Origin of the sequence: Glutamicibacter soli, from assembly GCF_052322135.1 — a bacterium.
GTDB classification, from domain to species: domain Bacteria; phylum Actinomycetota; class Actinomycetes; order Actinomycetales; family Micrococcaceae; genus Glutamicibacter; species Glutamicibacter soli.
Genome location: NZ_CM125969.1, coordinates 1,593,438 through 1,618,549, shown reverse-complemented (window position 1 = coordinate 1,618,549; position 25,112 = coordinate 1,593,438). Strand labels below are relative to the sequence as shown.

Genomic DNA, 25,112 nt, shown 5'->3' with positions numbered 1-25,112 from the left:
AAAGTCTAGTAGATCGGGTCAGGTTTTCGACGACTTCCCCAACTAAGAGCAGGCAACTGTAGCGCCCATCACTCGTTCAATCTATTCTTGGGGTGGATTTTCCTTAAGGTACTCGTCCATTGCGTCGGTCTTCAGAGCTTCCCGGATTTGTTGGATAGCCTGCTCGCTAGGTAGCTCAATGGACTGCCCATCTGCACTTGTGGCGCTGCCTGCAGTTGGCATTGTGAACATTGCAAGATTGTTCGTGTCGACATTCTTGAGCTGCATACCCAAACCGACCAGCGTCGCGGCATCGAAGCTGCTGTCGAAGGTCAAATATGGCGATACCTTGTCAACAATGTCGTAAAGCTTGACGGGGTTGGCAAGTGTGTCGGCAGACAACATTTGATTTGCGGCAGCAGCTATGAATTTCCGCTGGTTGGCGACACGTTGGTAATCGCCGTTGGTGAATGACTTACGTTCTCGGACGAAACGCAGAGCCCGATCCCCTTCCAGATTAATCTCGCCTTTCGGGTAGAAGTAATCGGTATCGTGCGCGGTGAAAGGGATGTCATTCTGAACCGTCACACCACCAAGGGCAGTGGACAATTCTTTGAATCCGCCAAAGTCGATCATGGCTATATGATCAACTTTGGTGTCGAAAAGGCCTTCCATGGTCTGCACCAGTAGCGGAATACCGCCGAGCGAAACGGCCGCGTTGAGCTTATTTTTCCCATAGCCCGGAATATCCACGTACATGTCACGAACTGCGGACATGATATAAATCTGGGACCTGTCCTCCGGAATATGCACGAGCATCATAGAATCGCTGCGCTGGCTAACCGCCCCGTCCAGGGCAGCTGATCGATCGGAGTCATCATCTGCATGGTCAACGCCGACTAAGAGGACGTTCATCGATCCGTCATCTGGATCCCTAACCGGCCGCGCGTCCTCTTGTTCCTGCGTGAAGTTCAGAGCGATGGTGTTGGTTTTGGAATTAAAGGCATGTTGCAAGTTGAAGAGATAATAGCCTGCACCCAGCACAGCAATGAGAAGTACTCCCACCGCAGAAAGTACAATAGCGCGAACACGCTTCTTCTTTCGCCGCGCGGCTCCGAAGCTCATGCTACGAGAGCCTAAGTAGTGCTGACTTGGATCGTTTGCGTTCACTTCTACCCCACCGAGAAATATCCGTCGAAGCCAACGGACTGTCCAGGTGACTTCGTGCAATGAAAAAGACTACCCAAGATAAATGTGATTATCCTGAGTAGCCTTCAATGAACTCTAGCTTTCGAGTTCGGCGACGAATTCCATTAGCCAGGACTTAAGGCCTTCGCCGAGGTCTTCGTGGTCTACGGCAAGAGTGATGTTTGCCTGCAAGTAGCTAAGCTTGTCACCGGTGTCGTAGCGCCGACCACGGAACACGACCGCGTGTACGCCCGATCCCTCGCCCTCAGCGCCCGCAAGAACTTGCAGCGCATCGGTAAGTTGGATTTCGTTGCCTCGACCTGGTGCGGTGTGTTCAAGAACTTCGAATACCCTCGGGTGCAGCAAATATCGACCAATAATCGCCAAGTTGCTGGGAGCATCTTCGACGGCGGGTTTTTCAACTAGGCCGTTGACCTTGACGAAGTCCTCGCCAGCGACGGATGTAATGTCCGCGCAACCGTAAGCACTAATCTGCTCAGGAGCAACTTCCATAAGCGCGATCACTGAGCCACCAACTTTTTGTTGCACTTCGGCCATAATCGAAAGCAGCTCATCCCGCTCATCGATCAAGTCGTCTCCCAGCAGTACTGCGAAAGGCTCATTGCCCACATGCTGCTTTGCACAAAGGACAGCATGCCCCAAGCCCTTTGGATCCCCCTGCCGCACATAGTGGATGTCACCAAGGTGAGTAGCTTCGTGAATGGCGTCCAGTTTCTTCTTGTCACCTTTGGCTTCTAAGGAGTATTCAAGGGACGGGACACGATCGAAATGGTCCTCCAGAGCACGCTTGTTGCGGCCCGTGACCATGAGCAGGTCACTGAAGCCTGCCTTGACCGCTTCGGCAACCACGTACTGAATGGCCGGCTTGTCGACGACGGGCAGCATTTCCTTTGGCATAGCCTTGGTTGCAGGGAGGAAGCGGGTTCCGAGACCTGCAGCTGGAATGACTGCCTTTGTAATTGGACGATGAGTCATTGATTAAGCGACCTATCAGAGATTGCGAGTGATACTACAGAATTACCAGCATATATCTACAGGGTAGAAATACAAACTTTTAGACTATTTTCTCTCTAGCCGTTTCATCACAGCTCGCGGGAAGTATTCTGCAACATCGCCGCCCAACGTCTGGACTTCCTTGAGAAGTGATGACGAAAGATGGGTGAATCGAGTGTCTGCCTGCAGGAACACTGTTTCGACACCTGTCAGGTGACGATTCATCGTTGCCATGGGAATTTCATATGCATAGTCGACCGTGCTTCGAAGGCCCTTGACGATGGCTTCGGCTCCCTGTTCCTTACAGAAGTCGGCAAGCAGTCCCTGGCCCATGGGAAGAGCTGAGACGCCACGGAGACCGCCGACAGTTTCCTCGACGATGGCGACTCGTTCATCTTCGCTGAATCGATAATTTTTTGAGTAATTCGTCGATACCGCAACGATCACTTCATCGAAAAGGCTGGCGGCTCGAGCGATGATTTCGACATGACCATTGTGAATCGGGTCAAAGGATCCTGGGCAAACGGCTCTACGCATATGTTGAATGTATCAAGAAGTATCGGTCAAAACGTGAATTGCCGATAAATACAAGTAACGAAGTGACGTTTTGAATACCCGACCGCTCCTGCCCCGGATCCATAATAGGTTTATGAGCAACGATTTCACCCCTTGGCAGCGAACAGCACACGGCGCGAACCTCTTGGATACGACAGGCGCGCCGGGGGTGACGATCTTTGAAGAAATCACAGGACTTGCGAACAAGCACAATGCGCTGAATCTGGGCCAGGGTTTTCCGGATACTGAAGGGCCGGAAGCCATTCGCCAAATAGCGCTCGATTCGATCGCTGCAGGCGCAAACCAATACGCTCCTGGTTCTGGAATACCGGCCCTCCGCCGCGCCATTGCCGACCACCAAAGACGATTTTACGGTCTCGATCTGGATCCGGAAACCCAGGTGGTCGTCACCACTGGAGCAACGGAGGCGATTGCTGCCGCGATTCTCGCCTTCGTCGGCCCTGGGGACGAGGTTGTCACGTTCGAGCCCTACTATGACTCGTATGCGGCCATGATTGGGCTAGCGAACGCCAAACACAATGTGGTCCAGCTGGAATTGCCGGACTTTCAACCAGATCTGGCCAAGCTCCGCGCCGCGGTAACCGACAATACGCGGATGATTATCCTGAACAATCCGCACAACCCAACCGGTTCGGTGTTTGGCGACTACGTATTGAATGAGATCATTACGCTGGCTCATCAGCATGACTGCATCATCCTTTCCGATGAAGTCTACGAGCACCTGACGTTCGGGCTAAGCCATGTTCCGATCGCCACCTTGCCCGGCGGATTCGAACGGACGATCACGATCTCTTCAGCGGGCAAGTCATTCTCGTTTACCGGATGGAAAGTGGGCTGGACTACCGGGCCTGAAGAACTGATCACCGCCGTCAGAACAGTTAAGCAGTTCCTCACCTATTCGTCGGGGCCAGCGTTTCAACCAGCCGTGGCACAAGCGCTGTCGCTCCCAGACGACTTCTTCCAACAGTTTGCCGCTTCGCTGAGCCACACTTGCGGGCTCCTGGCCGACAGTTTGGAAGAGTCTGGAATCCCTGTTTTCCGCCCCAAGGGAACGTATTTTCTTGTGGCCGATGTAAGTCAGCTGGGTTATCAAGACGCAACCGACCTAGCTCGGCTGCTTCCCGAGCGACTAGGAGTAGCAGCAATACCAATGTCAGTTTTTGTACACCCGGAAAACCGGCAGGCTTACTCGTCTTTGCTGCGGTTCGCATTCTGCAAGAAGGAAAGCGTGATCATCGAAGCGGCCCAGCGTCTGCGCGGCTTGCCGGAGCTGGCCCAATGACTGGTGCGGTTCAGAAGCGTTGGCTCGGATTCGTCCAAGAGCATGCAACAATCTACGATGACGACCTGGTACCCGGGGCAAAGATCCTGGCGATTGGCGGAGCGGAACAATCCCATGTGAACTTCGCCCATCCGGAAGAAGTTTTCTATGAATATCTAGCCAGGATCGCCAATCATCTCAGGGTACTTCGAGAGCCAAGCGAACCGCTGCGTATGCTCCACTTGGGCGCTGGGGCGCTTACCCTCGCGCGCTGGGCCAGCGTAGTCTTTCCAGCAAGTACGCACGTGGCCGTCGACATCGAGCGGGAGCTTCTCGATTTCGTGTTGACGCAGCTCCCGTTGCCGACAAATTGTTCCCTCCGAACAATCGTTGCCGACGCCCGCGAGGTCCTGGCCAGCCAGCTCTACGGCCAGAAATTCGATGTCATAATCGTCGATATTTTCAGCGGCCCGGAAGCTCCCGAGCATCTGACCGTCCCCGAGTACTACTCGGAGCTGTTCACGGCGCTTGATGACCAGGGGCTGTTGTTCATCAACATAGGCGACGATCCGCCACTGGCGTTCACGGATCGGCAGGTAGCAGCGGCCCAACAAAACTTTGCCTTTGTCATGTTGAGTTCCTCACCTGAAATGTTCAGCAGGCGATACCCCGGAAACTTGATACTGACTGCATCCAAAAAGCGTCTGGATGAGTCAAGCATCGCTCAATGCCAAGCGGCGGGACCCTTCCCGTCGGAGATCAAGCACTCACTCGGGCTGGACGGGTTCGGCAAACCATAAGTGCGTCTCCCCATACTTCTTGTCGGCGAACCGCTGAACCAGTTCAGGCCAAACCGGTTCAGGAGACCGGCTGGATCGTTCAACAATAACTGTCGCATCGTCGGCAAGCACCCGGGAGACTTTGTACAGCGTGGTTTCAAGCTCAGCTTCGGTCAAAGGATAGGGCGGGTCCAAAAAGACCACGTCGAAGGTTTTTCTTGGTTTGCTCGTTTGTTCGTCAAAGTAGCCGTCGAGAACCGAATCGACGGATCCGCGCTGGACTGATGCCCTTTCGCTCTTCAGGGCCTTGTTGACCAAGGTTGTGTTCTGCTGGCACACTGACACGGCCTTGGGCGCTTTTTCAACGAGCGTCACTTGCCGGGCTCCCCTGCTCGCAGCTTCCAACCCCAAAGCGCCGGATCCGGCGAACAGGTCAAGTACACGAGCTCCCTGCAGGATCTCCCAGCTCTCCAGCCGCGAGAATAGTGCTTCCTTCACCCTGTCGGTGGTCGGGCGCGTAGCGTCGCCGGGCACGGACTTCAGCGGGTTGCCGCCGGCCGCGCCGGCAATGATTCGGCTCATCGTTCTTGCAGCTTTCAGTTAGTTCTTGTTAAGGAATTCGCGGGTGGATTCATCAACCCAATTCTTGGTCGCCGCCAGCAGCGCCGGATACTTTTCGTGCCAGGACGCCATACCCATTAAGATCCGGACATCATCCCTGGCTTTTTCAATCAAGGCCCGGTCCTTGATGATGCTCAGTTCGCGAAGGGTGGATTGGCTTCCGGATTGCTGGACACCCAGGATATTTCCTTCCTTGCGTTCCGCCAGGTCTGCTTCGGCCAGTTCGAAACCATCGAGGGTAGATTCAATGACCCGCAGCCGATTTACCGACGGATGATCCGCATCCAGCCACGTTGACAGCAGGCACGTACCGGGCAAGCCGCCACGGCCCACACGGCCGCGCAGCTGGTGCAGCTGCGAAATTCCGAAACGTTCGGCATCCATGATCACCATCAGCGTCGCGTTGTGCACATCCACGCCCACCTCGATGACCGTCGTTGAAACGAGGACGTCGATGTCACCCGCGGCAAACGCGTCCATGATCCCCTGCTTGTCCCCGGAATCCAGCTGCGAATGCAATCCCTGAACCTTGATCGAGTTGAACTCGGGCAAGCCGCCGAGCAATTCAAGCATCTTCTCGACACTCATCGACTGCGCAGAGGTATCCTCGTAGGTTGCCAACAAGACGCCCTGCTCGCCAGCTGAATCACTGATGCGCGGACAGACAACATAGACCTGGTGGCCCTTCGCGACTTCTTCGCTGATGCGCGTGTACAGGCGGTTCCTGTATCCAGTGAGCTGCATCGGAACGATGTGGGTGGAAATCGGCGCCCTGCCAACGGGAAGATGCTTGATCGTTGAGGTCTCCAAGTCGCCGAACACCGTCATGGCGACAGTACGGGGAATTGGAGTCGCCGTCATAACCAGCGTGTGGGGTACTGAATCATTGCCCTTGGCACGTAGGGCATCGCGCTGCTCGACTCCGAACCGGTGCTGCTCGTCGATAACGACCAGGCCGAGTTCCGCAAACCTCACTTGTTCGCCAAGCAGCGCGTGGGTGCCGACAATCAAGCCGGTTTCACCGCTGGCGATCCCCAGCAGTGCTTCCCGGCGCTGGGCGGTTTTCGCCGAACCTGTCAGCAGCGCAACACCAGTTCCTTCCCCTTCGCCGAAGAGGCCAGGGTCGGCCAGCGTGCCGAGCATCTTGGTTATCGACGCGTAGTGCTGTGCCGCCAGGACCTCGGTGGGTGCCAGCAACGCGGCCTGTCCGCCCGCGTCGATGACTTGGAGGATCGCACGGAGCGCAACCACAGTTTTACCCGAGCCCACCTCGCCCTGCAGCAAACGGTGCATCGGGTGGTTGAGCTCTAGATCCTGGCTGATCTCAAGCCCGACCTGCTGCTGGTCCTCGGTGAGAACGAATGGCAGCTGTGCATCGAACTTGTCGGCCAGCCCACCGGTGCGGCGGGGCCTTGCGATGGAGTGCTGGGTGCCTATCTGGCGGTTTCGTTCGGCAAGCGAGAGCTGGAGCAGGAATGCTTCTTCGAAGGCAAAACGTTGGCGGGCAACGTAAGCGTTCTTCAGCTCACGTGGAGAATGGCGGTTGGCATAGGCTTGGTGCCGCAGGGGGTAGTGGTGGGCATCCAATAGCTCTTTCGGAAGAAACTCCGGGAGATTCTCTTCCGTCATCTGCTCAATGAGGTATGCCATCAGGTCACGGATCTTCTTGTTCGGCATTTTGGCCGAGGCAGGATAGATCGGAATGGGTCGAGGATCCGCCTGGGACGCCTCATCGAGCACTGCGTAGTCCGGCTGGTTCAGCTGAAGGTGGTCCTGGTACCAACCGACTTTGCCGCTGAACATGGCAATGGTTCCAACCAGCAAATCCGTGCGGGCTTGATAACCGTTGAAAAACGTCATCTTCAGCTGCTGGCCGGCGTCGCCTAGCTCATCACTGACGGTGACTTCGAAGATGAATCCCTTGCGCGAGTGCATTTGGCGCTGACTGATGTTGACGACTTGCGCCACCACCGTGACATGTTCATCAAAGGGAAGCTCCGCGATGGGTGTCAGTTCCCCTACCTCGACGTACCGCCGAGGAAAATGCCGGAGGAACTCCCCTACCGTGCCGTAGCCGAACGCTTTTTCCAAAGCCGTTGCGTTCTTGGCGCCGAGCATCTTGGACAGCGGCGAGTTCTCGAAATCTTGAATCGTAGTTTCAGCCGTCATGAATACAAAGATCGGTCACGCTGATGTTTACCGGGTTGCCCTGTTGTCGAATGAGGTCCAAGGCCGCTTCGGGATCCTCCACGTGCACGTGCACCCGCCATCGGTAGGTGTCTTCTTCAAGCTGGTTCACCGGGGACATGATTACCGAATTGCCCAAAGCATCCAGTTGGCCTCGAAGTGTTGCCGCGCCCAAGGCATCCAGCGCCACTGTGCACATGACTTCCACACCCTCGATTTCCTCGAAATCGAAATGGACGTGCGGGTCTTGAACGCTGTAACCGTGGAATCCCTCGTAATCCTCGAATTCAGTGCGTTCGTTTCGGATGGCGGCGCAAAGCTCGTCGACGATAACCAGCATGCCGACAGCTCCTGCGTCGACAACACCTGCTTTGACCAAGCTTGGCAGGGTGCTTTCTGTGCCCTTGACAGCCAATCTGGCGGCTTGCGTCATTTGCGTCAGCAAGGTGTCCAATGCGGCACGGCTGTCTTTGTCGACTTTCAGGTGCATCAGCGTGGAAGCCGCGGCCAGGGCCAGCGCATTGATCACGGAAAGCATGGTGCCTTCCACTGGCTCGCTCAGCGCCGACCAGGAACGAACCTTCGCCCGTTCGAGCCCCAGTGCCAGCAATGGTGCTGTCAGCCGTTCCTGGCCCTGCCACGGCTCGCTCAGTCCGCTGAGGAAGACAGCCAGCAAGGTTCCCGAGTTGCCGCGCGCGGATTCCATGGCGGCGCGCGCGGCAACTTCTAGGAATCCTCCAATGTCATCGCTTTCCAATTTGCTGACGGCGTCATGACCGGCACGTGCGGTCAGGTACAGGTTGCTCCCCGTGTCACCGTCGGCAACTGGAAAGACGTTGATGGCATTGAGCCGATCTGAATGATTGCCCAGGCTCTTGACACTGCGCGCAAGCCAATGGCGAATTGCGCGAACCGAAGTATCAAGTTTCTGGGTGGTCATAAAGAGTGGTTCCTTCAATGGTTACTGAGACAGGTCAGTAGATGCTACGAATTCGTCAACCGTATCGTTCTGGAGTGCTTCTCCAAACTTGTTAATCGTATCCATATCTGGGATGACAATCGACTGTCCATCGGCCGAGCGGCCAGGACCGTTGTTTGGCAGGGTGAAGAATTCCATATCGCTGGTGCTGATATTGATCATCGACGAAGCGATTTCAACTACCTTGCCTGCATCCAGCGTGTCGTCAACGGCCACGAATGGCGCGAATTCGCTCACCACATTTTGAATCTTCACCGGGTTCGTCAGAGTGTCCTTCGACAAGACCTGGCCAAGCAGCGCCTTGACGAACAGCTGCTGGTTCTTGACGCGCCGGTAGTCGCTTCCGCCGGGACCGGTGAACGCCTTGCGCTCGCGTACGAAGGCCAGGGCTTCTTCACCGTTGAGCTTCTGCACGCCTTCCGGGAAGTAGAAGTTCTTGTTGTGAATTGGACGGAAAGCAATCGGGTTGTTGATGGTCACGCCGCCAACAGCGTCGGTCAGTCCCTTGAATCCTTCGAAGTCAACGGAAGCCACGTGGTCAATTCGAACGCCGAAAAGGCCTTCCAGAGTCTCAACGGCCTTAGCTACGCCACCGTTCGCAAATGCACGGTTGATCTTGGCTTCACCAATGCCGGGAAGATCCAACCAGGTGTCACGCATAATTGACGTCACGAAAACACCTGAACGATCCGACGGAATATGCACAAGCATCATGGTGTCGGAACGACCACCATTGGGCAGCGTGGCAAAATCATCGTCCTGCTCGTCGCTGTCGCGTTGCGCACGGGTATCGCTACCCAGAAGCAGGATGTTCAGCGCGTTCTCGGATTCCTTCTTGACTTCCGGGCGAGTTTCCTCGGCGGGGAAAGCGTTTTCAAGCTTTTGGCTGTTGTCATCGAATGTACGTCCGAGATTCCAGGCGTATCCACCAGCGACTAGTGCGGCGATGACCACCAACGACAGGATGCTCAGAAGGACTACTCGCCCGGTTCGCTTCTTTTTCTTCGTGCGCGAACGCGTTGGCTGTTCTTCGAATGACATATGCTACCTTTCACGGATTCAACTCAATACATCTTATCTTTCAGATTCGCACGGTAGGCTTACAACGTGTCCAAAATCAGTCTGAACCCGGAACCGTCACCAAAACTTAATCGAAAATTTGGTCGAACCGCGACGTTGATCGCCACATTGACTTTCGTCGCACCAGGTCTGGCCGCATGTGAATCTGTTGCATCCGTTGATGCTGCTCCCGACGCTGCCAATCCGCTGTGCGCCGAAATGATGGTGGTACTTCCAGAAGTCGTGGGAGACGCCGAGCGTCGCCCAACCTCGTCCCAAGCAACCTCAGCGTGGGGCGACCCATCGCAGGTGGTTTTGCGGTGCGGTGTCGAGGTCCCCGGCCCGACAACTGATCCGTGCGTGTCGGTTAATGATGTCGATTGGATCGCTCACGAAGGCAACGACGGGGTTTGGACCCTGACCACCTACGGTCGTACTCCCGCAACGGAGATCATTATGGATCCCCAGGTCATCCCATCGAGCACGGTTCTGGCTACGCTGTCTGACGCGGCTTCGCGCATTCCTGCTGAGAAACAGTGCGTCAGCATTCAGAAGGACGAGCAGCTCTAGTAGGAATCCGGGGGCCGAGCCGGAAATCTGAATATTATTCACGGAAAAGCGTCTTGCTGTAACCCATTTTCACAGAGGTTACAGCAAGACGCTTTTCATCTCAGGCCGCTTAGCGCAGACCGATCCTGCGTTCGCTGGCCAGCGCAATCAGCTCGTCAATCAACTCACGGTAGTCGATGCCCGTTTTGGCCCACATTTGCGGGTACATGCTGGACGGGGTGAACCCGGGCATCGTGTTGATTTCATTGATAATCCACTCGCCCTGAGGAGTGTAGAAGAAATCAACTCGCGAGAGGCCTTCGGCGTCAATGGCGTCAAAGGCCTTGACCGCAAGTTCCCGAATCTGCATCGTGGCTTCGTCGCTGAGTTGGGCGGGGCAGCTTAGTTTCGCTGCGGCACCGTCAACGTATTTCGCCTCGAAATCGTAGAACGTGTGTCCGTTGTCGGCAACCGAAATCTCTCCCGGCAGCGAAGCGCGTGACGGAGTCGAGCCGCGGCCTTCCAGGACGCCGCATTCGATCTCTCGGCCGATAATTCCCTGCTCCACGATCACCTTGGGGTCTTCGCGGCGCGCAACCTCGATGGCGTCCCTCAGCTCCGAAGGGACATCGACCTTGGTGATTCCTACCGACGAACCGGCACGGGCTGGCTTGACGAACAACGGGTACTCCAGGCGCTCACAACGCTGGAGTGCCGAGTCGCTGTCTCGCAGCCATTGCTTGTTGGTAATGACTTCGTACGGGCCGACTTTGAATCCGGCGCTTTCGAAAACTACCTTCATGAAATGCTTGTCCATGCCCATGGCGCTTGCAGCAATACCGGAACCAACATATGAGAATCCGGCCATTTCAAGCATGCCCTGGATCGAACCGTCTTCGCCGAACGGGCCGTGCAGCAACGGGAAGACGACGTCGATTTCACCGAGCTCGGAAACAACCGACTTCGACAGGGACATCAACGACGTCTTGTTCGGGTCGGTTGAGAGCTGCACCGGATTGTCGACATCAGAGATCTCCGGCAAGGAACCGGTGTTGAGAGCCCAGTCCTGCGGATCTTCGGTCAGGAGCGTCCATTCGCCCTGACGCGTGATGCCCACCGGCACAACGTCGAAGCGTTCCCTGTCGATTGCGTGCATCACGCCGGCGGCGGTGACACAAGATACCGAATGCTCGGAGGAGCGGCCACCGAACAGGAGCAGAACCCGTGGTTTGCGTTCAGTCATTACTGCAGTTCTCCTTCAGACTTCAATTCGCGAGCCAGCAGACGCTCCGCCATGTTTTCAACACTCAGCGTGCCTTCAAGCACCATGACGACAGCCTCGGTAATAGGCATGTCAACACCGTGTGTTCGGGAAAGGTCGAATACTGCTCGGGCAGATTTAATTCCCTCGGCAGTCTGCGACATACGGTCATTAACCTCGTCGAGGAAGAGCCCCTGCCCCAAAAGGCGCCCGGCGGTGTTGTTGCGCGACAACGAGGACGAGCACGTAGCCACCAGATCACCCAAGCCGGAAAGGCCGGCCAACGTGTCCAGTCGTCCGCCCAATGCCAAGACCAGTCGAGTCGTTTCCGCCAGGCCGCGGGTGATGACGGTGGATTTGGTGTTGTCCCCCATGCCCATACCGTCGCACATGCCCACGGCCAACGCGATGATGTTCTTGACGATGCCTCCGAGTTCGACACCCAGCACGTCATCGTTAGTGTAGGGGCGGAAGTACGGAGCGGAGCACAGCTGGGCGATCCAATTGGCCGTCTGCTCATCCGTGCAGGCTACGACGGAAGCAGTGGGTTGCTCGCGAGCGATCTCCATCGCCAAGTTCGGGCCTGACAAGACCGCGATCCGGTTCTCCGGCAGTTCTGCGACTTCTGCGATCACCTGGCTCATGCGCAAATCCGTGCCGCGTTCCAGTCCCTTCATCAGCGACAGAACTACTGCGTCCGGCTCGATGAGGTCTTTGAACCCGTCCAGTTCTGCCCGCAACGACTGGGAAGGTATCGCCAGCACCACCAGGTCCGCCCCGGTCAGGACTACTCGGCGGTCGGAGGATGCGGAAATGTTCTGCGGAAGCTTTGTGTCGCGCAGATAGCGGGAGTTGGTGTGGCGTTCGTTGATCTCATGCGCAGCATCGTCCCGACGAGCCCAGATTTGAACCGCAATGTTGTGCTCGGCCACGGCGTCTGCCATCACCTTTGCGAAAGTGGTTCCCCAGCTTCCGGCGCCCATGACGGCGATCTTGCGTGGTAAAGGCTTGGTCACGATTCTTCTTTCGACGTAGCTGACGTGTATTTACTTGTCCGGGTTTTCAAAGCTGCGACCGGTCCGAGCCTGTCCATGCTCGCTGGGGTCCCACGGCTTTTCCGGCGGGGTTTCGCCGCGAATTTCTGCCTGAAGCTCGGTAATCGATGCCATGATGCGTTCGGTAGCTTCTTCAAGGACTTTTCGAGTACGCGGCCCATTGCGCAAGTCTTCGAGGTCTACCGGCTGGCCAACAGATACCGTCACGTGTTTGCGGGGAAACAGGTACATCTTCTTGGAGTAACGCGGCAGCAGCTCCTGGTCACCCCAGTGGGCCATGGGGATAACCGGGGCACCTGTCTGCAGTGCCAGACGGGCGGCGCCTGTTCGTCCCACCATAGGCCACAGATTGGGATCACGGGTCAGGGTGCCTTCGGGGTAGATCACCACGACGCCCCCGGCGTCCAGGACCTTTTTCGAGGCCTTCAACGAGTCGCCGGCCCCGGCAGCGCTTCGCGCCACCGGAATCTGGCCGGTTTCACGAAGGATCCATCCGAGCACTGGCGGCTTGAACAAGGATTCCTTCGCCATCCAGCGAGGCAGGCGGCCATGGCTGTACACGGCATGCCCGACTACCAGCGGGTCAATCTCGGTTAAATGATTCGGGCACAGGATATATCCGCCCTGTGGAAGGTTTTCAAAGCCTTTCCAGGTCTTGCCCATCAGGGAGTTCATCAGCGGGCGGACGATATTACCCAGAACATTGAAAATACGCTTGGTGCGCGGGCTTTCGCCGGGAGCCTGGATTTTAACCACGGACCGGTATCCTCTATTCGCTCAGTTCAACATTGGCGCCAAGTGCAGTGAGCTTGTCCATGAAGTGCTCGTAGCCTCGGTTGATCAGCTCAATACCGGTGACCTTGCTGGTTCCCTCGGCGGCCAAGGCCGCAATCAGGTGGGAGAATCCGCCACGCAGGTCCGGGACATCGATTTCCGCACCAACCAGCTTGGCAGGTCCGACTACCACTGCCGAGTGCTTGAAATTGCGGTGGCCGAAGCGGCACGGGGTGGAGCCCAGGCAGTCGGTGTGCACCTGGACGGTAGCGCCCATATGCACCAGTGCATCGGTGAATCCGAAGCGGTTTTCGTACACGGTCTCGTGGATGACCGAAACGCCGCTGGCCTGCGTCAGTGCGACCACCAGTGGCTGCTGCCAGTCGGTCATGAAGCCGGGGTGGACATCCGTTTCGAGGATCAACGGGTTCAGGTCGCCACCTGGGTGGTAGAAGCGGATGCCGTTGGCCTTGACCTCGAACTCGCCGCCGATCTGGCGGTAGACGTGAAGGAAGGCGGTCAGGTCCCGCTGTTGGGCGTCCTGGACGAAGATATCGCCCTTTGTCACCAGCGCTGCGGAAGCCCACGAGGCGGCCTCGTTGCGGTCAGGCAGCGCGGTGTGCTCGTAGCCGTTGAGCTTGTCGACGCCCTGGATGCGGATCACGCGGTCGCGGTGCACGGAAATGATGGCGCCCATTTTCTGCAACAGCGAGATCAGATCCAAGATTTCCGGCTCAATGGCGGCATTGCTGACTTCGGTGACACCCTTGGCGCGAACGGCAGAGAGTAGCACCTGCTCGGTGGTGCCGACGCTCGGGTACTTCAAATGGAGCTTTGCGCCCTTGAGGCCCAGCGGTGCGGAGATGCGGATACCGTCGGTGGCCTTGTCCACGACCGCGCCGAATTCGCGCAGTACTTCGAGATGGAAATCAATGGGACGGTCGCCGATACGGCATCCGCCGAGGTCCGGGATGAATGCCTCACCCAGCGAGTGGATCAGCGGGCCGCAGAAAAGAATCGGGATGCGCGAATCGCCGGCGTGGGCATCGATTGCCTGGTTGGAGGCCGACTTGGCCTGGCTCGGGTCCATGGTGAGGTCGCCGGTTTCCGGATCCTGCTCGACCTTGACCCCGTGGATCTCCAGCAGGCTGCGAACGACGGTAACATCCTTGATCTCTGGCACATTGCGGAGCACCGAAGGCGTATCGCCTAGCAGCGCCGCCACCATGGCCTTGGGAACCAGGTTCTTAGCTCCGCCGACTCGTACGGTGCCTTCAAGTGGCACACCGCCATGGATCGTCAGGATCTTACCCATGTATGAAATACCTCATCGCGTAGTCGTTATTGCCTGCTCCAGCCTGCGGGCCGTGAACTAGCAGGACTAAGTAAGCATACCGCCTAAGACAGCATGAAATGGGACCGATAGTCGCGTGGCGTGGGTATTGTGAGGATGCTTTCAGCCTTTGAATTCAAGGAATACATCGGTGGAACATCCAAACAGGAAACGACCCGTTCGCATTCAGCACAATGCATTGAACTGAATGCCGAACGGGCCGTCCGGGGAACCATGGCAGAGCGTCAAGATCAGCTTGATGCCGCAGCCAAGATGCTGCCGTTTAGTCGGCGAATCGTGCTGGAAGCGTCTTCGGCTTATGCGAAGGACGTGCAGCCTCGAATTCGGTGATGTCCTCTTCATGCTGAAGGGTCAGGCCGATGTCATCCAGGCCTTCCATCAAGCGCCACCGCGTGTAGTCGTCAATCTGGAATGGCGCGGAAATGGATCCGCACTGTACCGTGCGTGATTCCAGGTCAACCGTGACCTGGGTGCCCGGGTTGTTCTCCAGTTCCTTCCAGATCAATTCGATGTCGCTCTGGGCGACCTCGGCGGCTACCAGCCCCTGCTTCCCGGAGTTGCCGCGGAAGATATCCGCGAAACGAGCCGAAATGACTGCCTTGAACCCGTAGTCTTTCAGCGCCCAGACTGCGTGCTCACGAGACGAACCGGTGCCGAAGTCGGGGCCGGCCACAAGAACCGAACCTTCGTTGAATGGCTCCTGGTTCAGGATGAAGTTCTCATCGCGGCGCCACCCGGCGAACAAGGCATCATCGAACCCGGTGCGGGTGATGCGCTTAAGATAGACGGCGGGGATGATCTGGTCAGTGTCGACGTTGCTCTGACGCAGTGGTACACCGATTCCGGTGTGGCTAACAATCTTTTCCATGACGGTGATCCTTCCTAGACCGCTACCGGAGTGTTGACGAGGTCGCTTGGCGAGGACAGCGTGCCGCGGATTGCCGTTGCGGCTGCTACCAGTGGGGAGACAAGGTGGGTGCGCCCGCCCTTGCCCTGGCGTCCTTCGAAGTTTCGGTTCGAGGTCGAGGCGCAACGCTCCCCTTCTGCGAGCTGGTCTGGGTTCATGCCGAGACACATGGAGCATCCAGCAAAACGCCATTCGGCGCCGAAGTCCTTGAAGATCTGGTCCAAGCCCTCGGCTTCAGCCTCCAAGCGGACGCGGGCCGAGCCTGGGACAACAATCATGCGGACGTTGGGGTCCTTTTCCTTGCCCTTGACCACCGCGGCGGCTGCTCGCAGATCTTCCATTCGGGAGTTGGTGCAAGAGCCCAGGAAGACGGTATCAACACGGATTTCCTTCATGGGAGTTCCGCCAGTCAGACCCATGTACTCCAAGGCGCGCTCACAGGCCTTGCGGTCGTTCTCGTCCTCGAAGTCTTCCGGAGTTGGCACCGTGGCAGAGAGCGACACACCCTGGCCCGGGTTCGTGCCCCATGTAACGAAAGGTTCCAGTTCATCCGCGTCCAGGAAGACCTCTGCATCAAACTGGGCACCCTCGTCCGAGTGCAGCTGCTTCCACTCCGCAACGGCGGCGTCCCAGTCTTCGCCCTGCGGGGCGTGAGGACGTCCATTGACGTAGTCAAAGGTGGTCTGGTCCGGAGCGATCATGCCGGCTCGGGCGCCTGCCTCAATGGACATGTTGCAAATGGTCATGCGCGCGTCCATGGACAAGGCACGGATGGCGGAGCCTCGGTATTCGAGGACGTAGCCCTGGCCGCCGCCGGTGCCGATCTTGGCGATGACCGCAAGGATAATGTCCTTGGCAGTGACGCCCGGCTTCAAGGTGCCCTCGACGTTGATCGCCATGGTCTTGAACGGCTTCAAGCTCAGCGACTGGGTCGCCATCACGTGCTCGACCTCGGAGGTGCCGATGCCGAAGGCCAATGCGCCAAACGCGCCGTGGGTCGACGTGTGGGAGTCGCCGCAGACCACGGTCATTCCCGGCTGGGTCAATCCCAGCTGCGGACCAACGACGTGGACGATTCCCTGTTCCTTGTCGCCAAGGGAGTGCAGGCGCACGCCGAACTCCTTGCAGTTTTCCCGCAGGGTGTTGATCTGGGTCCGGCTCGTCAGATCAGCGATGGGCTTGTCGATGTCAAGCGTGGGCGTGTTGTGATCTTCCGTGGCAATGGTCTGATCAGGCCGGCGCAGCTGGCGGCCTGCCAGACGCAGTCCTTCAAATGCCTGCGGAGAGGTCACCTCGTGCAGCAAGTGCAAATCGATGTAAATAAGATCCGGCTGGCGGGCTTCGCCTTCACCGGTTCCACGGCGCACAACATGCGCGTTCCAGACCTTCTCGGCCAGTGTCTGTGGCGGCTGCGTGGCAGACATGCGACACACTCCTCAAGCTACGTTCATTTGATATCTCAACTTTGACACTTCACAGAAGGACATTTCCAGTATGCGGACTTGAATCTCAAATGCTGAGACGGGAGAATCGAGATATGACAACAGGTAGCGGCGTAGGCGTACTCGATAAGGCAGCCGCCATTCTCAATGCCTTGGAGAATGGCCCAACCACGCTCTCACAACTGGTGGAGCTGACCCAGATTTCCAGGCCAACCGTCCATCGAATTGCGCAGTCGCTGGCCCATCATGGGCTCGTTGGAAGGGACCTGCACGGGCGTTTCGAACTGGGTAGCCGCTTGGTCGAACTTGCCAGCGCCGCCGGCGAGGACCGCTTGGTCAGCGCCGCAGGACCGATCCTCCTCAAGCTCCGGGACCAAACCGGTGAGAGCACGCAGGTCTTCCGCAAGCAGGGAGACTTCCGTGTGTGCATCGCCAGTGCGGAACGCCCGGTGGGTCTGCGGGATACCATCCCCGTGGGCACCCAGCTCTCCATGAAAGCTGGATCCGCTGCGCAGGTGCTTTTGGCTTGGGAGGACAATGAACGAATGATCGATGGCCTGCATCATGCACGGTTCACGCCGACGATACTTGCCGGTGTACGCCGGCGCGGGTGGGCGCAGTCGCTGGGCGAACGCGAACCCGGGGTTGCTTCGGTATCAGCCCCGATCCGGGGCCAGTCCGGTCGCGTCATTGCCGCGTTGTCGATGTCCGGCCCTATTGAACGCCTGACCCGCCAGCCGGGAAAGATCTACCATGAAGCCGTAGTTGCCGCAGCGAACGAGCTGTCCGAATTGCTCCGGGTGCAGACTGAACGCCACTGAACCGAGTGCAGGTCTCGATTCAGCGCTTCATGGCCTCGGAAAAATGGTCGAATCCGCGGGCTCCGTTGACGATCTGCCCGTCGATTTTCACCAGGGCACGTCGACCGGTCTGGGCGCTGACGTCGCCGATGACGGTGAATTCTTCAGGAATCGAGGCACCCTGCGGGAACACCGCGAGCAGTCCGAAGTCTTCTCCGCCTTCAAGGACCCACAGCATCGGATCCGCACCCAACAGCACTGCCGCAGGCTCCAAGCGAGCAGCGAAGTGCTTCAGCGAGTCGACGTTCAGGTTAAGGTTGACGCCGCTGGCCTTGGCCAGACGCGAAGCATCCCGGATCAGTCCATCGGAGATGTCCATCATGGCGCTCGCGCCGGCTTCGGCCGCCCGGGGACCCGATTCCAACGGCGGGGTTGGTTTGCACTGGGAATCCACGATCCTGCGGACCGAACGATTCCACGTCTGCCATTGCGTGCTGCCATCGAGTACCGCCAGTCCAGCGCCGGCCGATCCCAGACGTCCCGCGATGGCTATGCGGTCCCCCGGCGTGGCGCCGCTCCTGAGCACCTTGCCGTGCTCGCACTCTCCGATGACGGTAGTAGTCACTGATATTTCGGCAGCCTTGCCCAGATCTCCGCCAATCACCGCGAGACGGCCCGCACCGAGCCCTTGAACTGCAGCGGAGATGCCCCTGGAGAATTCCTTGACCCATTCAATGCTGGTGCTTTCAGGCAGGGACAGGGAGATGACGGCGCCTGTCGGGACGCCTCCCATGGCATTGATGTCTGAAACATTCTGGGCGATCGACTTCCACCCGATGTCGAAGGCCTTGTGTTCGAAACCGCTGTCCCAGTACAACCGGAAGTCCTGATTCTCGACAAGAGTGTCGACGGACACCACAACTTCCGAACCGGAAACGGCTAGGGCTCCGGCGTCGTCGCCTGGGCCCAGGGGTGCCTGTTTGGAGTCCAGGAGAGGCAGCATGGCGTCAAGGATTCCCTGCTCCCCTAAGTCGCCGACGGTCGGGAGCTTGCTAGCTTGGTGATTCGTCACTGAGTATTAATCGGCTTTCTTCGCGGCCTGGTTGATGAGATCCGCATAGCTGTTGAACTGGTCCAGGTGCGCAGCGACAGGATCCACGATGTGCTGGCGGACAACGCCCGCAACGGAGCGCTCAAGGTTCCGGTGCACACGCTTTCTCTTCATCTTAGCGACCATTCGATTGACAAATGAACCGGCGATGCCGAGGACAATACCGAGCAGTAACCCGACCAGGAGCATCAAGGTGGGAATGGGAAAACTTTCGACCTTCGGAGGCTGCGGAACAGCGAACTGAAGATACCCCGCCACGGCGAGGGCACCGAGCCACAGGGCGCCGCCCAAGGCAACAACAATCGACGCCCATTGCAGAACCTTCGTCAACGGCCACCACCAGGATTTCTTGTCAATCGCTAGGTCTGTGGTGGCTATGGCCACGTCAATATCCTGGTCCAACTCGTCAAGGTGATCCGTGGTACTTGTCCTGAGCTCTTCCGACCAACCCACCGGCATCCCGTCCGTAGCCTTGGACAGGTAGGTGTGGACCGACTGCTTGATAGTGGCAGATTGCGCCACGGACAGCGGGGGCCGCGAGGTCAGGGCCAGTTCCGGATGCTCGTGGTTTCGCCCGAGGTTCATCCTCTTCAATGGGTCGTTCTTGAAGCGGATCACCCAGCTCGTCAACGGCCAGCCGGTGTGCGAGGAAGCGCGAAGCAGGTAGGAGCGCTCGGCCGCGTCCGCGATCAGGTCCACCCCGTGGGCAGCGGCGATTCCTTGTTCCAGCTCGGCTTGGTCGAGCTTCCCAGGCAGGTTGACCTGTTCCGCGCCGAGTTCGGCAACGAGTCGATGTATGACCTGGTCGACATCGGCCTTGAGCCGTCGAATTGACAAGGCCTTGTTTTCCGCGAGTTTGGCGATCCGCGTTCTTAATGCATCGATGCCTTCGCCGGTTCGCGATGAAGCCGGAAGGATTTCCAGTCCCCGGAATCCGTCCTGGGCAAGAAGTCCCGTCAAGGATTTCTGGATTGCCGCTTGATCGGATGCCGCGATGAGGTCTATCTGGTTCAGCACCACCAGCAAGTTCCCCCCATGGGATCCCAAACCATCAAGATAGCCTTGATGGATGGAGGCATCAGCGTACTTCTGCGGATCCAGCACCCACACCATGACATCGACCTGCCCGGACAGTCTTTCCACAATTTCATGGTGCTCCAGTGCCGTTGAGTCCATGTCCGGAAGATCTAGGAGGATCAGGCCTCCGCTCGGGGTCGTGCCGCGCGGCGCTGTGGTGGCTCCGAACATCGAGTCGACCACGTGCCGATCATCAACTTCCAGCCAATCAAGCAGTTCTCCGGAACCTTCCGGGTTCCAGATCGCCGCGATGGTTTTCGTTGTAGTCGGACGAATGACCCCGGTCCGGGCGAGCTGTGCTCCCGCCAATTCGTTGAAGAGACTTGATTTGCCGGAACCCGTAGCTCCGAAGAGCCCGATGACCACATGGTCGGAGGACAGTTGGCGACGGGCTTCGGCGCGCGAGACAACCAGTGCTGCGAAATCAACAGTTTGCGGGTCGAGGTACGATTCTCCAAGCTTCATCGCCTCGGAAATCGAATCGATCTGACCCGACAGACTGGCTTGAGCCCTGAGTACCTTGCGCTCGCTCATACGTGGTGGCCTTTCTGGCCCTGGGCGTGAATAAACTCAGCCAGGCCTTCCAATTCTTCGGGTTGCTGGCAGGATTTGATGACGTTTCGGTAAACGTCTGCGTTGGCATTGATCAACTCGCGTGCGCGTTCTTCGAGCATGCCGCTGGCCCTGGCCGCCATCCGCCGCACGGCGTCCTCACCAAAAATGGCTTCCAGCAGTTTTTGGCCGACTACAGCAGATCCCCCGGCGATACCGAGCTCCAGTCCGGTTAGCCCCGCCGTCGATGCGAAAACGACAACCATGAGGACGACTGCAATGCCATTCACTCCGAATGCCGCCATGCGGGCAGTCTTTCGCTTCCCCGCACCCTCTTCACGAATCATGGTGAGAATGTCATTCTGCCATTCGCGCACGCTGCGGCTTGCCAACTCGCTGAGATCCGCGGGCAGCCTGGGGGTGGGCAGTGCGCGGCTGAGTTCCTGCCCAATGCGGGTGGTACGCCAGACCCGGTCGAGGTTGTCGGCGGCCTCGGTAATTTCTGCGACGAATATTGCGTGCAGGCCCGTTTCAATCGCCTGTTCAACCCTGTTGCTTGCCGGCGGTCGCCCGGAGAAAAATGAACCAATACGGTCGCGGATGCGGCCTACGCTTCCTTCAATTCCACGCAGCAGTTCTCCTGCACCGACGAAATCCTGCCATCTAGCCAAGATCTCTCCGCGGAGCAGGGTTCCATCCTTCAGCGCCGATTTCACCACGTCCATGGCTTGGTCGAAACGCTGGTCTACGCCGAGGAGCAGTTCCTGCAGTTGCGCTTCCTGGTCCTTGAGTTCCGCGTAGAGCTCGTTCACGTCCGCAACGGACCGCCTAAGTGCACCGTCAAGGGTTTGTAAGGCGATGCGTTTGCGTTCCTGGGCATCTCCGGCCAGCGAGTCAAGCCAGTTCGAAATTGGTTGCGTCAGCGCTTGGGGCAATAATTTTTGCTGGTCAAGCTCCATTTCTTGAATCACGTGAACGGCCGAAGATCCCAGTTCCCTATCTCTGAGCAGTCGTTCCAAATCAGGAAGAATTTCGGTTTGCGCACCCGCGGGCACACGATTGAGCACGATGCTGACAGTGATGTTCCGGGCACCGGCTTCCGTGAGCAGGTCCCAAGGCAACGCATCCGCATACCGGTTGGCAGTCGTGACGAATATCCAAAGGTCCGCTGCATTCAAAAGCTGCGCTGCCAGAGCACGATTTTCGTCCGAAATGGAATCGATGTCCGGCGCGTCAATAAGGGCAATCCCGGAGGGGACTTTCGCGTGTGGAGCGAGTTGCACTGCCTGCGCTTTTGCGTTGGCGTCATCCGGTTGATTCCCGGAATACGACAACCTTCTCAGCGCGGGGAGGATTCGTCGATCTTCAAACCACGACGCATCGGACGGGTTGTACGCGAGCACCGGAACGCGGGTTGTCGGGCGGACGGCACCCGAGGCGCTGATGGTCTCGCCAAGCAGCGAATTCACCAGAGTGGATTTCCCTGCACCGGTGGAACCGCCCACGACAATGAGCAGTGGTGCGTGGAGGTTTTCCAGCCGAGGCACTAGGTAGTCGGCGATCTGGTGAATCGTCTTGACTCTGAGTATTTCGCTGGACAGCATCGGATTGGATGCGGAAAGTAGAAAGGTGAGCCCATCTAGTACGGAGCTCAACGATGCAAGCTGCTTGATGGTGGATAGCGCATAGCCTGAACCCTCAGGGGTAGCTGCGCCGCCCGCCGAGCGGGATTCCGAATTTGCCTCCATGTGACCATCTTGCCCTATGAAAGGACGTTATTTGAAACATATCGGGCAGATTTGGGTGGATATACAACAAGCCACAGATTTACCTGTGACTTGTGTGGTGACCCCAACGGGATTCGAACCCGTGTTGCCGCCGTGAGAGGGCGGAGTACTAGGCCGCTATACGATGGGGCCGTATATTCCCTTGCGGGAGACCTGAGAAGAAGCTTGGTGACCCCAACGGGATTCGAACCCGTGTTGCCGCCGTGAGAGGGCGGAGTACTAGGCCGCTATACGATGGGGCCGTATGCCAAGAATTTCTCCTTAGCTCATCAAATGTTTTTTGATGAAGCGCTGGGATACCAGGACTCGAACCTAGAATGACGGAACCAGAAACCGTTGTGTTGCCAATTACACCATATCCCAATGTGACTTGGGCTTTCAGACTGAATTGATAATTCAATTCCCACTGATCGCCTCAGCACGAGATATAACTATACCGACGTTCCGGGATCAATACAAATCGACGATTCCCCTAGGAATCGGCGACAAAACTGTCGAAGCCTGCACCGATTAACTCCGCCAAGCCCCAGAGATCACGGATTCGAAGTCCGAGGAAATCCTCATGAAAAGCCTCGCGGTCCAGCAGTACTGCTGGGAGTCCCGCATTGCGTGCTCCTTCGTAGTCATTGACCGGGTTGTCCCCCACGTAAAGCGTCTGCTGCGGATGGATACCAAGCTGCTGGCAGCCTGCCAGAAACGGTGCAGGCGCAGGTTTCGGCGCGCCGACCGTATCGGATCCAACAACCACAGCGAATCCTTCAAGACCAGCGATTTCCAACTTGGCCCGCTGGTACGACTCAAGGTTATTGCTAACGGCACCGAAGGGAATGCCCATGGCTCGGAGCTGATCCAAATGGGGCACGACATCTTCAAACGGGCGCCAATAGCTACGCACCGTCTTCTCATAGGTCTCGGCCCACGCTTGGTATAACTCCCCTGCCGGCGCTTCGGCATTCACGAGCCCCAGGGAGAATCGCAAGCGAATTTCCCTTTGCTCCAGGAAAGTCAGTTCACCTGCCATGTAGCGTTCGTAGGCTCCGGCCTTGTCATCGGCAAAAGCTGCGGCAACGACGCTTGCTTCCGAAGCATCTACGTGTCTGAGCTCTTCGGTTGTAAGCTCCAGGAAAGCTGCAATAGCGGCTGCTCGAAGGTCTACCAGAGTGTCATCAATGTCAAAAAGTACGCCCTGGATGGATCTGTTGGCAGATCCATCCAAGGCGTTAGGTACTTCGTTCACGAAATTAGCGTTTCCTGTTACCGCGAGGCGCCGAAGGTACGCATACGGTTCAAGCTCGACTCCCGGCCGAGGATCTCCATGGATTCGAACAATGGAGGTGAGACACGCTTGCCGGAAACGGCAACTCGCGCAGGACCGAATGCCTGGCGTGGCTTCAGCTCCATCTCATCAACCAGCTTGGTCCGCAGTGCATTCTGGATCTCTTCCGCGTTCCAGTTCTTCACGCCTTCCAAAGCTTCAATCGAGGCACTGACAACGTCATCCAGGTTGGCCGGCATACCCTTGAGCGCCTTTTCCTCGACGACAATTTCGTCATCATTCTTGAAGAGGAATTCGAGCATGTCTGCTGCTTCGCCCAGAAGAGCGATGCGCTCCTGCACCAGAGGCGCGGCCTGGTCGAGGATCTCGTTTTCGCGGTCGGTCAGCTCTTGACCTACAAGGCCGGCAGCCTGGAGGTAGGGAACCAGGCGATTTCGGAAGTCCTCCGGTTCCAGCATGCGAACGTGGGTGCCGTTGATGGCTTCGGCCTTCTTCACATCGAAACGTGCAGGATTCGACAGCACGTCGGTCACGTCAAAAGCCTTGACCAGTTCTTCGCTGCTGAAAATGTCCTGATCCGCGCTCAAAGACCAGCCAAGCAGTGCCAGGTAGTTCAGCAAGCCTTCGGGAATGAAACCATTTTCGCGGTGAAGGAACAGGCTCGATTCAGGATCGCGCTTGGAAAGCTTCTTGTTGCCCTGGCCCATCACGTACGGCAGGTGCCCGAATCGTGGCATGTACTTGGCAACGCCTACATCGTGCAGCAACGCGTAGAGGACAACCTGACGCGGCGTGGAGGACAGCAGATCCTCGCCGCGCAGCACGTGAGTCACTCCCATCAGCGCGTCATCCACCGGATTAACCAGCGTATACAGTGGCTGGCCATTGGCGCGAACCACTACGTAGTCTGGCACGCTCCCCTGCTTGAAAGTGATCTCGCCGCGGACCAGGTCGGTGAAGGTAACATCCTCGTCCGGCATGCGTACGCGAAGTACCGGTTCGCGGCCTTCGGCCTTGAACGCAGCGATCTGCTCTGCCGTCAGTTCACGGTCGAAGTTGTCGTAACCCAGTTTTGGGTCGCGGCCGGCGGCCTTGTGACGCGCTTCGACTTCTTCCGGAGTCGAGTAGGACTCGTAGAGGTGGCCTGCCTCGCGAAGTTTGGCAATGACATCCTGGTAGATGTCGCCGCGCTGCGACTGGCGGTACGGCTCATGCGGACCACCCACGTTGACGCCTTCATCCCAATCGATGCCCAGCCAGTCCAGTGCGTCCAGAACCTGGTTGAAGCTTTCCTCGGAATCGCGCTTCGCGTCGGTATCCTCGATACGGAAAATCATCTTGCCACCGGTATGGCGGGCATAGGCCCAGTTGAACAGGGCCGTGCGAATCATGCCTACGTGTGGAGTGCCGGTAGGCGATGGGCAGAAACGGACGCGAACGGGAGTATCTTCGGTCACGGGTGGAATCAGCGAAAGATCAGTCATGATGGTTCCATTCTAAACCTTCGGGCCAGCTTGCCGAATT

At 57.7% G+C, this 25,112-nt stretch carries 22 protein-coding genes and 3 tRNA genes; 4 read left to right on the top strand and 21 right to left on the bottom strand.

The annotated features are described in order from the left end of the window. Nucleotides 1-81 precede the first annotated feature (81 nt). From ACTX90_RS07660 to coaD, 3 genes are all read right to left on the bottom strand, one after another. On the bottom strand, nucleotides 82-1,104 hold the full coding sequence (locus ACTX90_RS07660) for an LCP family protein (protein WP_053797944.1): 1,023 nt from the start codon (nucleotides 1,102-1,104) through the stop codon (nucleotides 82-84). A 159-nt stretch (nucleotides 1,105-1,263) separates the two neighbouring features. Then, nucleotides 1,264-2,163: a UTP--glucose-1-phosphate uridylyltransferase GalU gene (gene galU, locus ACTX90_RS07655; RefSeq protein ID WP_053797943.1), complete on the bottom strand. Its 900-nt coding sequence runs from the start codon at nucleotides 2,161-2,163 to the stop codon at nucleotides 1,264-1,266. 84 nt (nucleotides 2,164-2,247) lie between these two features. Next, a complete protein-coding gene (gene coaD / locus ACTX90_RS07650; RefSeq protein WP_053797942.1) occupies nucleotides 2,248-2,718 on the bottom strand; it encodes a pantetheine-phosphate adenylyltransferase in 471 nt (156 codons plus the stop codon). A 112-nt stretch (nucleotides 2,719-2,830) separates the two neighbouring features. Here coaD and ACTX90_RS07645 point away from each other — a divergent pair, with 112 nt between their 5' ends. Both ACTX90_RS07645 and ACTX90_RS07640 read left to right on the top strand, forming a co-directional pair. Further along, nucleotides 2,831-4,039, top strand: a complete 1,209-nt coding sequence (locus ACTX90_RS07645; protein WP_053799388.1) for an aminotransferase class I/II-fold pyridoxal phosphate-dependent enzyme — start codon at nucleotides 2,831-2,833, stop codon at nucleotides 4,037-4,039. Beyond that, complete coding sequence (locus ACTX90_RS07640) at nucleotides 4,036-4,818, top strand: spermidine synthase (RefSeq protein WP_053797941.1); 783 nt, start codon at nucleotides 4,036-4,038, stop codon at nucleotides 4,816-4,818. The genes ACTX90_RS07645 and ACTX90_RS07640 overlap by 4 nt, the downstream gene beginning before the upstream one ends. Here the strand turns inward: ACTX90_RS07640 and rsmD are convergent. The 4 genes from rsmD to ACTX90_RS07620 are packed head-to-tail and all read right to left on the bottom strand — an operon-like array spanning nucleotide 4,786 to nucleotide 9,625. Then, entirely contained in the window at nucleotides 4,786-5,379 is a 594-nt protein-coding gene (gene rsmD / locus ACTX90_RS07635) for a 16S rRNA (guanine(966)-N(2))-methyltransferase RsmD (protein ID WP_053797940.1), read from the bottom strand. The two genes, ACTX90_RS07640 and rsmD, sit on opposite strands and share 33 nt — an antisense overlap. An 18-nt stretch (nucleotides 5,380-5,397) precedes the next feature. Further along, nucleotides 5,398-7,587: an ATP-dependent DNA helicase RecG gene (locus tag ACTX90_RS07630; RefSeq protein ID WP_053797939.1), complete on the bottom strand. Its 2,190-nt coding sequence runs from the start codon at nucleotides 7,585-7,587 to the stop codon at nucleotides 5,398-5,400. Continuing rightward, a complete protein-coding gene (locus ACTX90_RS07625) occupies nucleotides 7,577-8,545 on the bottom strand; it encodes a DAK2 domain-containing protein (protein WP_053797938.1) in 969 nt (322 codons plus the stop codon). The genes ACTX90_RS07630 and ACTX90_RS07625 overlap by 11 nt, the downstream gene beginning before the upstream one ends. A gap of 21 nt (nucleotides 8,546-8,566) precedes the next feature. Continuing rightward, on the bottom strand, nucleotides 8,567-9,625 hold the full coding sequence (locus tag ACTX90_RS07620; RefSeq protein ID WP_053797937.1) for an LCP family protein: 1,059 nt from the start codon (nucleotides 9,623-9,625) through the stop codon (nucleotides 8,567-8,569). 66 nt (nucleotides 9,626-9,691) lie between these two features. Here ACTX90_RS07620 and ACTX90_RS07615 point away from each other — a divergent pair, with 66 nt between their 5' ends. After that, a complete protein-coding gene (locus tag ACTX90_RS07615; RefSeq protein WP_443443729.1) occupies nucleotides 9,692-10,213 on the top strand; it encodes a DUF3515 domain-containing protein in 522 nt (173 codons plus the stop codon). 109 nt (nucleotides 10,214-10,322) lie between these two features. Here ACTX90_RS07615 and ACTX90_RS07610 read toward each other — a convergent pair whose 3' ends face one another. The 6 genes from ACTX90_RS07610 to leuC all read right to left on the bottom strand — a co-directional run bounded on the left by ACTX90_RS07610 (nucleotide 10,323) and on the right by leuC (nucleotide 16,967). Beyond that, nucleotides 10,323-11,435: a D-alanine--D-alanine ligase family protein gene (locus ACTX90_RS07610; protein WP_053797935.1), complete on the bottom strand. Its 1,113-nt coding sequence runs from the start codon at nucleotides 11,433-11,435 to the stop codon at nucleotides 10,323-10,325. Next, nucleotides 11,435-12,436, bottom strand: coding sequence for an NAD(P)H-dependent glycerol-3-phosphate dehydrogenase (locus ACTX90_RS07605; protein WP_443444004.1), 1,002 nt, complete (start codon nucleotides 12,434-12,436; stop codon nucleotides 11,435-11,437). Before ACTX90_RS07605 ends, ACTX90_RS07610 begins: the two co-directional genes overlap by 1 nt. Nucleotides 12,437-12,499: 63 nt before the next feature. Continuing rightward, nucleotides 12,500-13,264 carry a lysophospholipid acyltransferase family protein gene (locus tag ACTX90_RS07600; RefSeq protein WP_443443727.1) on the bottom strand — a complete coding sequence of 255 codons (765 nt, stop codon included), beginning with the start codon at nucleotides 13,262-13,264 and terminating at the stop codon, nucleotides 12,500-12,502. Between the two features lie 13 nt (nucleotides 13,265-13,277). Further along, nucleotides 13,278-14,597, bottom strand: a complete 1,320-nt coding sequence (gene murA, locus ACTX90_RS07595; RefSeq protein ID WP_443443725.1) for a UDP-N-acetylglucosamine 1-carboxyvinyltransferase — start codon at nucleotides 14,595-14,597, stop codon at nucleotides 13,278-13,280. Between the two features lie 301 nt (nucleotides 14,598-14,898). Further along, nucleotides 14,899-15,504, bottom strand: coding sequence for a 3-isopropylmalate dehydratase small subunit (leuD, locus tag ACTX90_RS07590; RefSeq protein ID WP_161449935.1), 606 nt, complete (start codon nucleotides 15,502-15,504; stop codon nucleotides 14,899-14,901). A 14-nt stretch (nucleotides 15,505-15,518) separates the two neighbouring features. Then, nucleotides 15,519-16,967, bottom strand: a complete 1,449-nt coding sequence (gene leuC, locus ACTX90_RS07585; RefSeq protein WP_443443723.1) for a 3-isopropylmalate dehydratase large subunit — start codon at nucleotides 16,965-16,967, stop codon at nucleotides 15,519-15,521. Between the two features lie 113 nt (nucleotides 16,968-17,080). Here leuC and ACTX90_RS07580 point away from each other — a divergent pair, with 113 nt between their 5' ends. Next, nucleotides 17,081-17,806: an IclR family transcriptional regulator gene (locus tag ACTX90_RS07580; protein ID WP_443443721.1), complete on the top strand. Its 726-nt coding sequence runs from the start codon at nucleotides 17,081-17,083 to the stop codon at nucleotides 17,804-17,806. Nucleotides 17,807-17,825: 19 nt separating this feature from the next. Here ACTX90_RS07580 and thiL read toward each other — a convergent pair whose 3' ends face one another. From thiL to gltX, 8 genes are all read right to left on the bottom strand, one after another. Next, the gene (gene thiL / locus ACTX90_RS07575; protein WP_443443719.1) at nucleotides 17,826-18,788 is read right to left on the bottom strand and encodes a thiamine-phosphate kinase; all 963 of its coding nucleotides are present in this window, start codon (nucleotides 18,786-18,788) and stop codon (nucleotides 17,826-17,828) included. Nucleotides 18,789-18,863: 75 nt separating this feature from the next. Then, nucleotides 18,864-20,507 (bottom strand): GTPase, encoded by a 1,644-nt coding sequence (locus tag ACTX90_RS07570; protein WP_443443718.1) that lies wholly within the window; start codon nucleotides 20,505-20,507, stop codon nucleotides 18,864-18,866. After that, nucleotides 20,504-22,273, bottom strand: coding sequence for a dynamin family protein (locus tag ACTX90_RS07565; protein WP_443443716.1), 1,770 nt, complete (start codon nucleotides 22,271-22,273; stop codon nucleotides 20,504-20,506). The genes ACTX90_RS07570 and ACTX90_RS07565 overlap by 4 nt, the downstream gene beginning before the upstream one ends. 95 nt (nucleotides 22,274-22,368) lie before the next feature. After that, a tRNA-Glu gene (locus tag ACTX90_RS07560) sits at nucleotides 22,369-22,444 on the bottom strand. Nucleotides 22,445-22,478: 34 nt separating this feature from the next. Further along, nucleotides 22,479-22,554 (bottom strand) — tRNA-Glu (locus ACTX90_RS07555). 49 nt (nucleotides 22,555-22,603) lie between these two features. Continuing rightward, nucleotides 22,604-22,675, bottom strand: a tRNA-Gln gene (locus ACTX90_RS07550). A gap of 109 nt (nucleotides 22,676-22,784) precedes the next feature. Further along, complete coding sequence (locus ACTX90_RS07545) at nucleotides 22,785-23,549, bottom strand: HAD family hydrolase (protein ID WP_443443714.1); 765 nt, start codon at nucleotides 23,547-23,549, stop codon at nucleotides 22,785-22,787. A 17-nt stretch (nucleotides 23,550-23,566) separates the two neighbouring features. Continuing rightward, nucleotides 23,567-25,072, bottom strand: coding sequence for a glutamate--tRNA ligase (gene gltX / locus ACTX90_RS07540; RefSeq protein ID WP_443443712.1), 1,506 nt, complete (start codon nucleotides 25,070-25,072; stop codon nucleotides 23,567-23,569). Nucleotides 25,073-25,112: the final 40 nt, after the last annotated feature.

Excerpts from the sequence above, each read along its gene's own strand:
- galU (WP_053797943.1), bottom strand. The coding sequence starts at position 2,163 with ATGACTCATCGTCCAATTACAAAGGCAGTCATTCCAGCTGCAGGTCTC.
- thiL (WP_443443719.1), bottom strand. The coding sequence starts at position 18,788 with ATGCTGCCTCTCCTGGACTCCAAACAGGCACCCCTGGGCCCAGGCGAC.
- ACTX90_RS07645 (WP_053799388.1), top strand. The coding sequence starts at position 2,831 with ATGAGCAACGATTTCACCCCTTGGCAGCGAACAGCACACGGCGCGAAC.
- ACTX90_RS07660 (WP_053797944.1), bottom strand. The coding sequence starts at position 1,104 with ATGAGCTTCGGAGCCGCGCGGCGAAAGAAGAAGCGTGTTCGCGCTATT.
- ACTX90_RS07640 (WP_053797941.1), top strand. The coding sequence starts at position 4,036 with ATGACTGGTGCGGTTCAGAAGCGTTGGCTCGGATTCGTCCAAGAGCAT.
- ACTX90_RS07570 (WP_443443718.1), bottom strand. The coding sequence starts at position 20,507 with ATGAGCGAGCGCAAGGTACTCAGGGCTCAAGCCAGTCTGTCGGGTCAG.
- coaD (WP_053797942.1), bottom strand. The coding sequence starts at position 2,718 with ATGCGTAGAGCCGTTTGCCCAGGATCCTTTGACCCGATTCACAATGGT.
- ACTX90_RS07620 (WP_053797937.1), bottom strand. The coding sequence starts at position 9,625 with ATGTCATTCGAAGAACAGCCAACGCGTTCGCGCACGAAGAAAAAGAAG.
- gltX (WP_443443712.1), bottom strand. The coding sequence starts at position 25,072 with ATGACTGATCTTTCGCTGATTCCACCCGTGACCGAAGATACTCCCGTT.
- ACTX90_RS07625 (WP_053797938.1), bottom strand. The coding sequence starts at position 8,545 with ATGACCACCCAGAAACTTGATACTTCGGTTCGCGCAATTCGCCATTGG.
- rsmD (WP_053797940.1), bottom strand. The coding sequence starts at position 5,379 with ATGAGCCGAATCATTGCCGGCGCGGCCGGCGGCAACCCGCTGAAGTCC.
- leuC (WP_443443723.1), bottom strand. The coding sequence starts at position 16,967 with ATGTCTGCCACGCAGCCGCCACAGACACTGGCCGAGAAGGTCTGGAAC.
- ACTX90_RS07580 (WP_443443721.1), top strand. The coding sequence starts at position 17,081 with ATGACAACAGGTAGCGGCGTAGGCGTACTCGATAAGGCAGCCGCCATT.
- murA (WP_443443725.1), bottom strand. The coding sequence starts at position 14,597 with ATGGGTAAGATCCTGACGATCCATGGCGGTGTGCCACTTGAAGGCACC.
- ACTX90_RS07565 (WP_443443716.1), bottom strand. The coding sequence starts at position 22,273 with ATGGAGGCAAATTCGGAATCCCGCTCGGCGGGCGGCGCAGCTACCCCT.
- ACTX90_RS07610 (WP_053797935.1), bottom strand. The coding sequence starts at position 11,435 with ATGACTGAACGCAAACCACGGGTTCTGCTCCTGTTCGGTGGCCGCTCC.
- ACTX90_RS07630 (WP_053797939.1), bottom strand. The coding sequence starts at position 7,587 with ATGACGGCTGAAACTACGATTCAAGATTTCGAGAACTCGCCGCTGTCC.
- ACTX90_RS07605 (WP_443444004.1), bottom strand. The coding sequence starts at position 12,436 with ATGGGCGCCGGAAGCTGGGGAACCACTTTCGCAAAGGTGATGGCAGAC.
- leuD (WP_161449935.1), bottom strand. The coding sequence starts at position 15,504 with ATGGAAAAGATTGTTAGCCACACCGGAATCGGTGTACCACTGCGTCAG.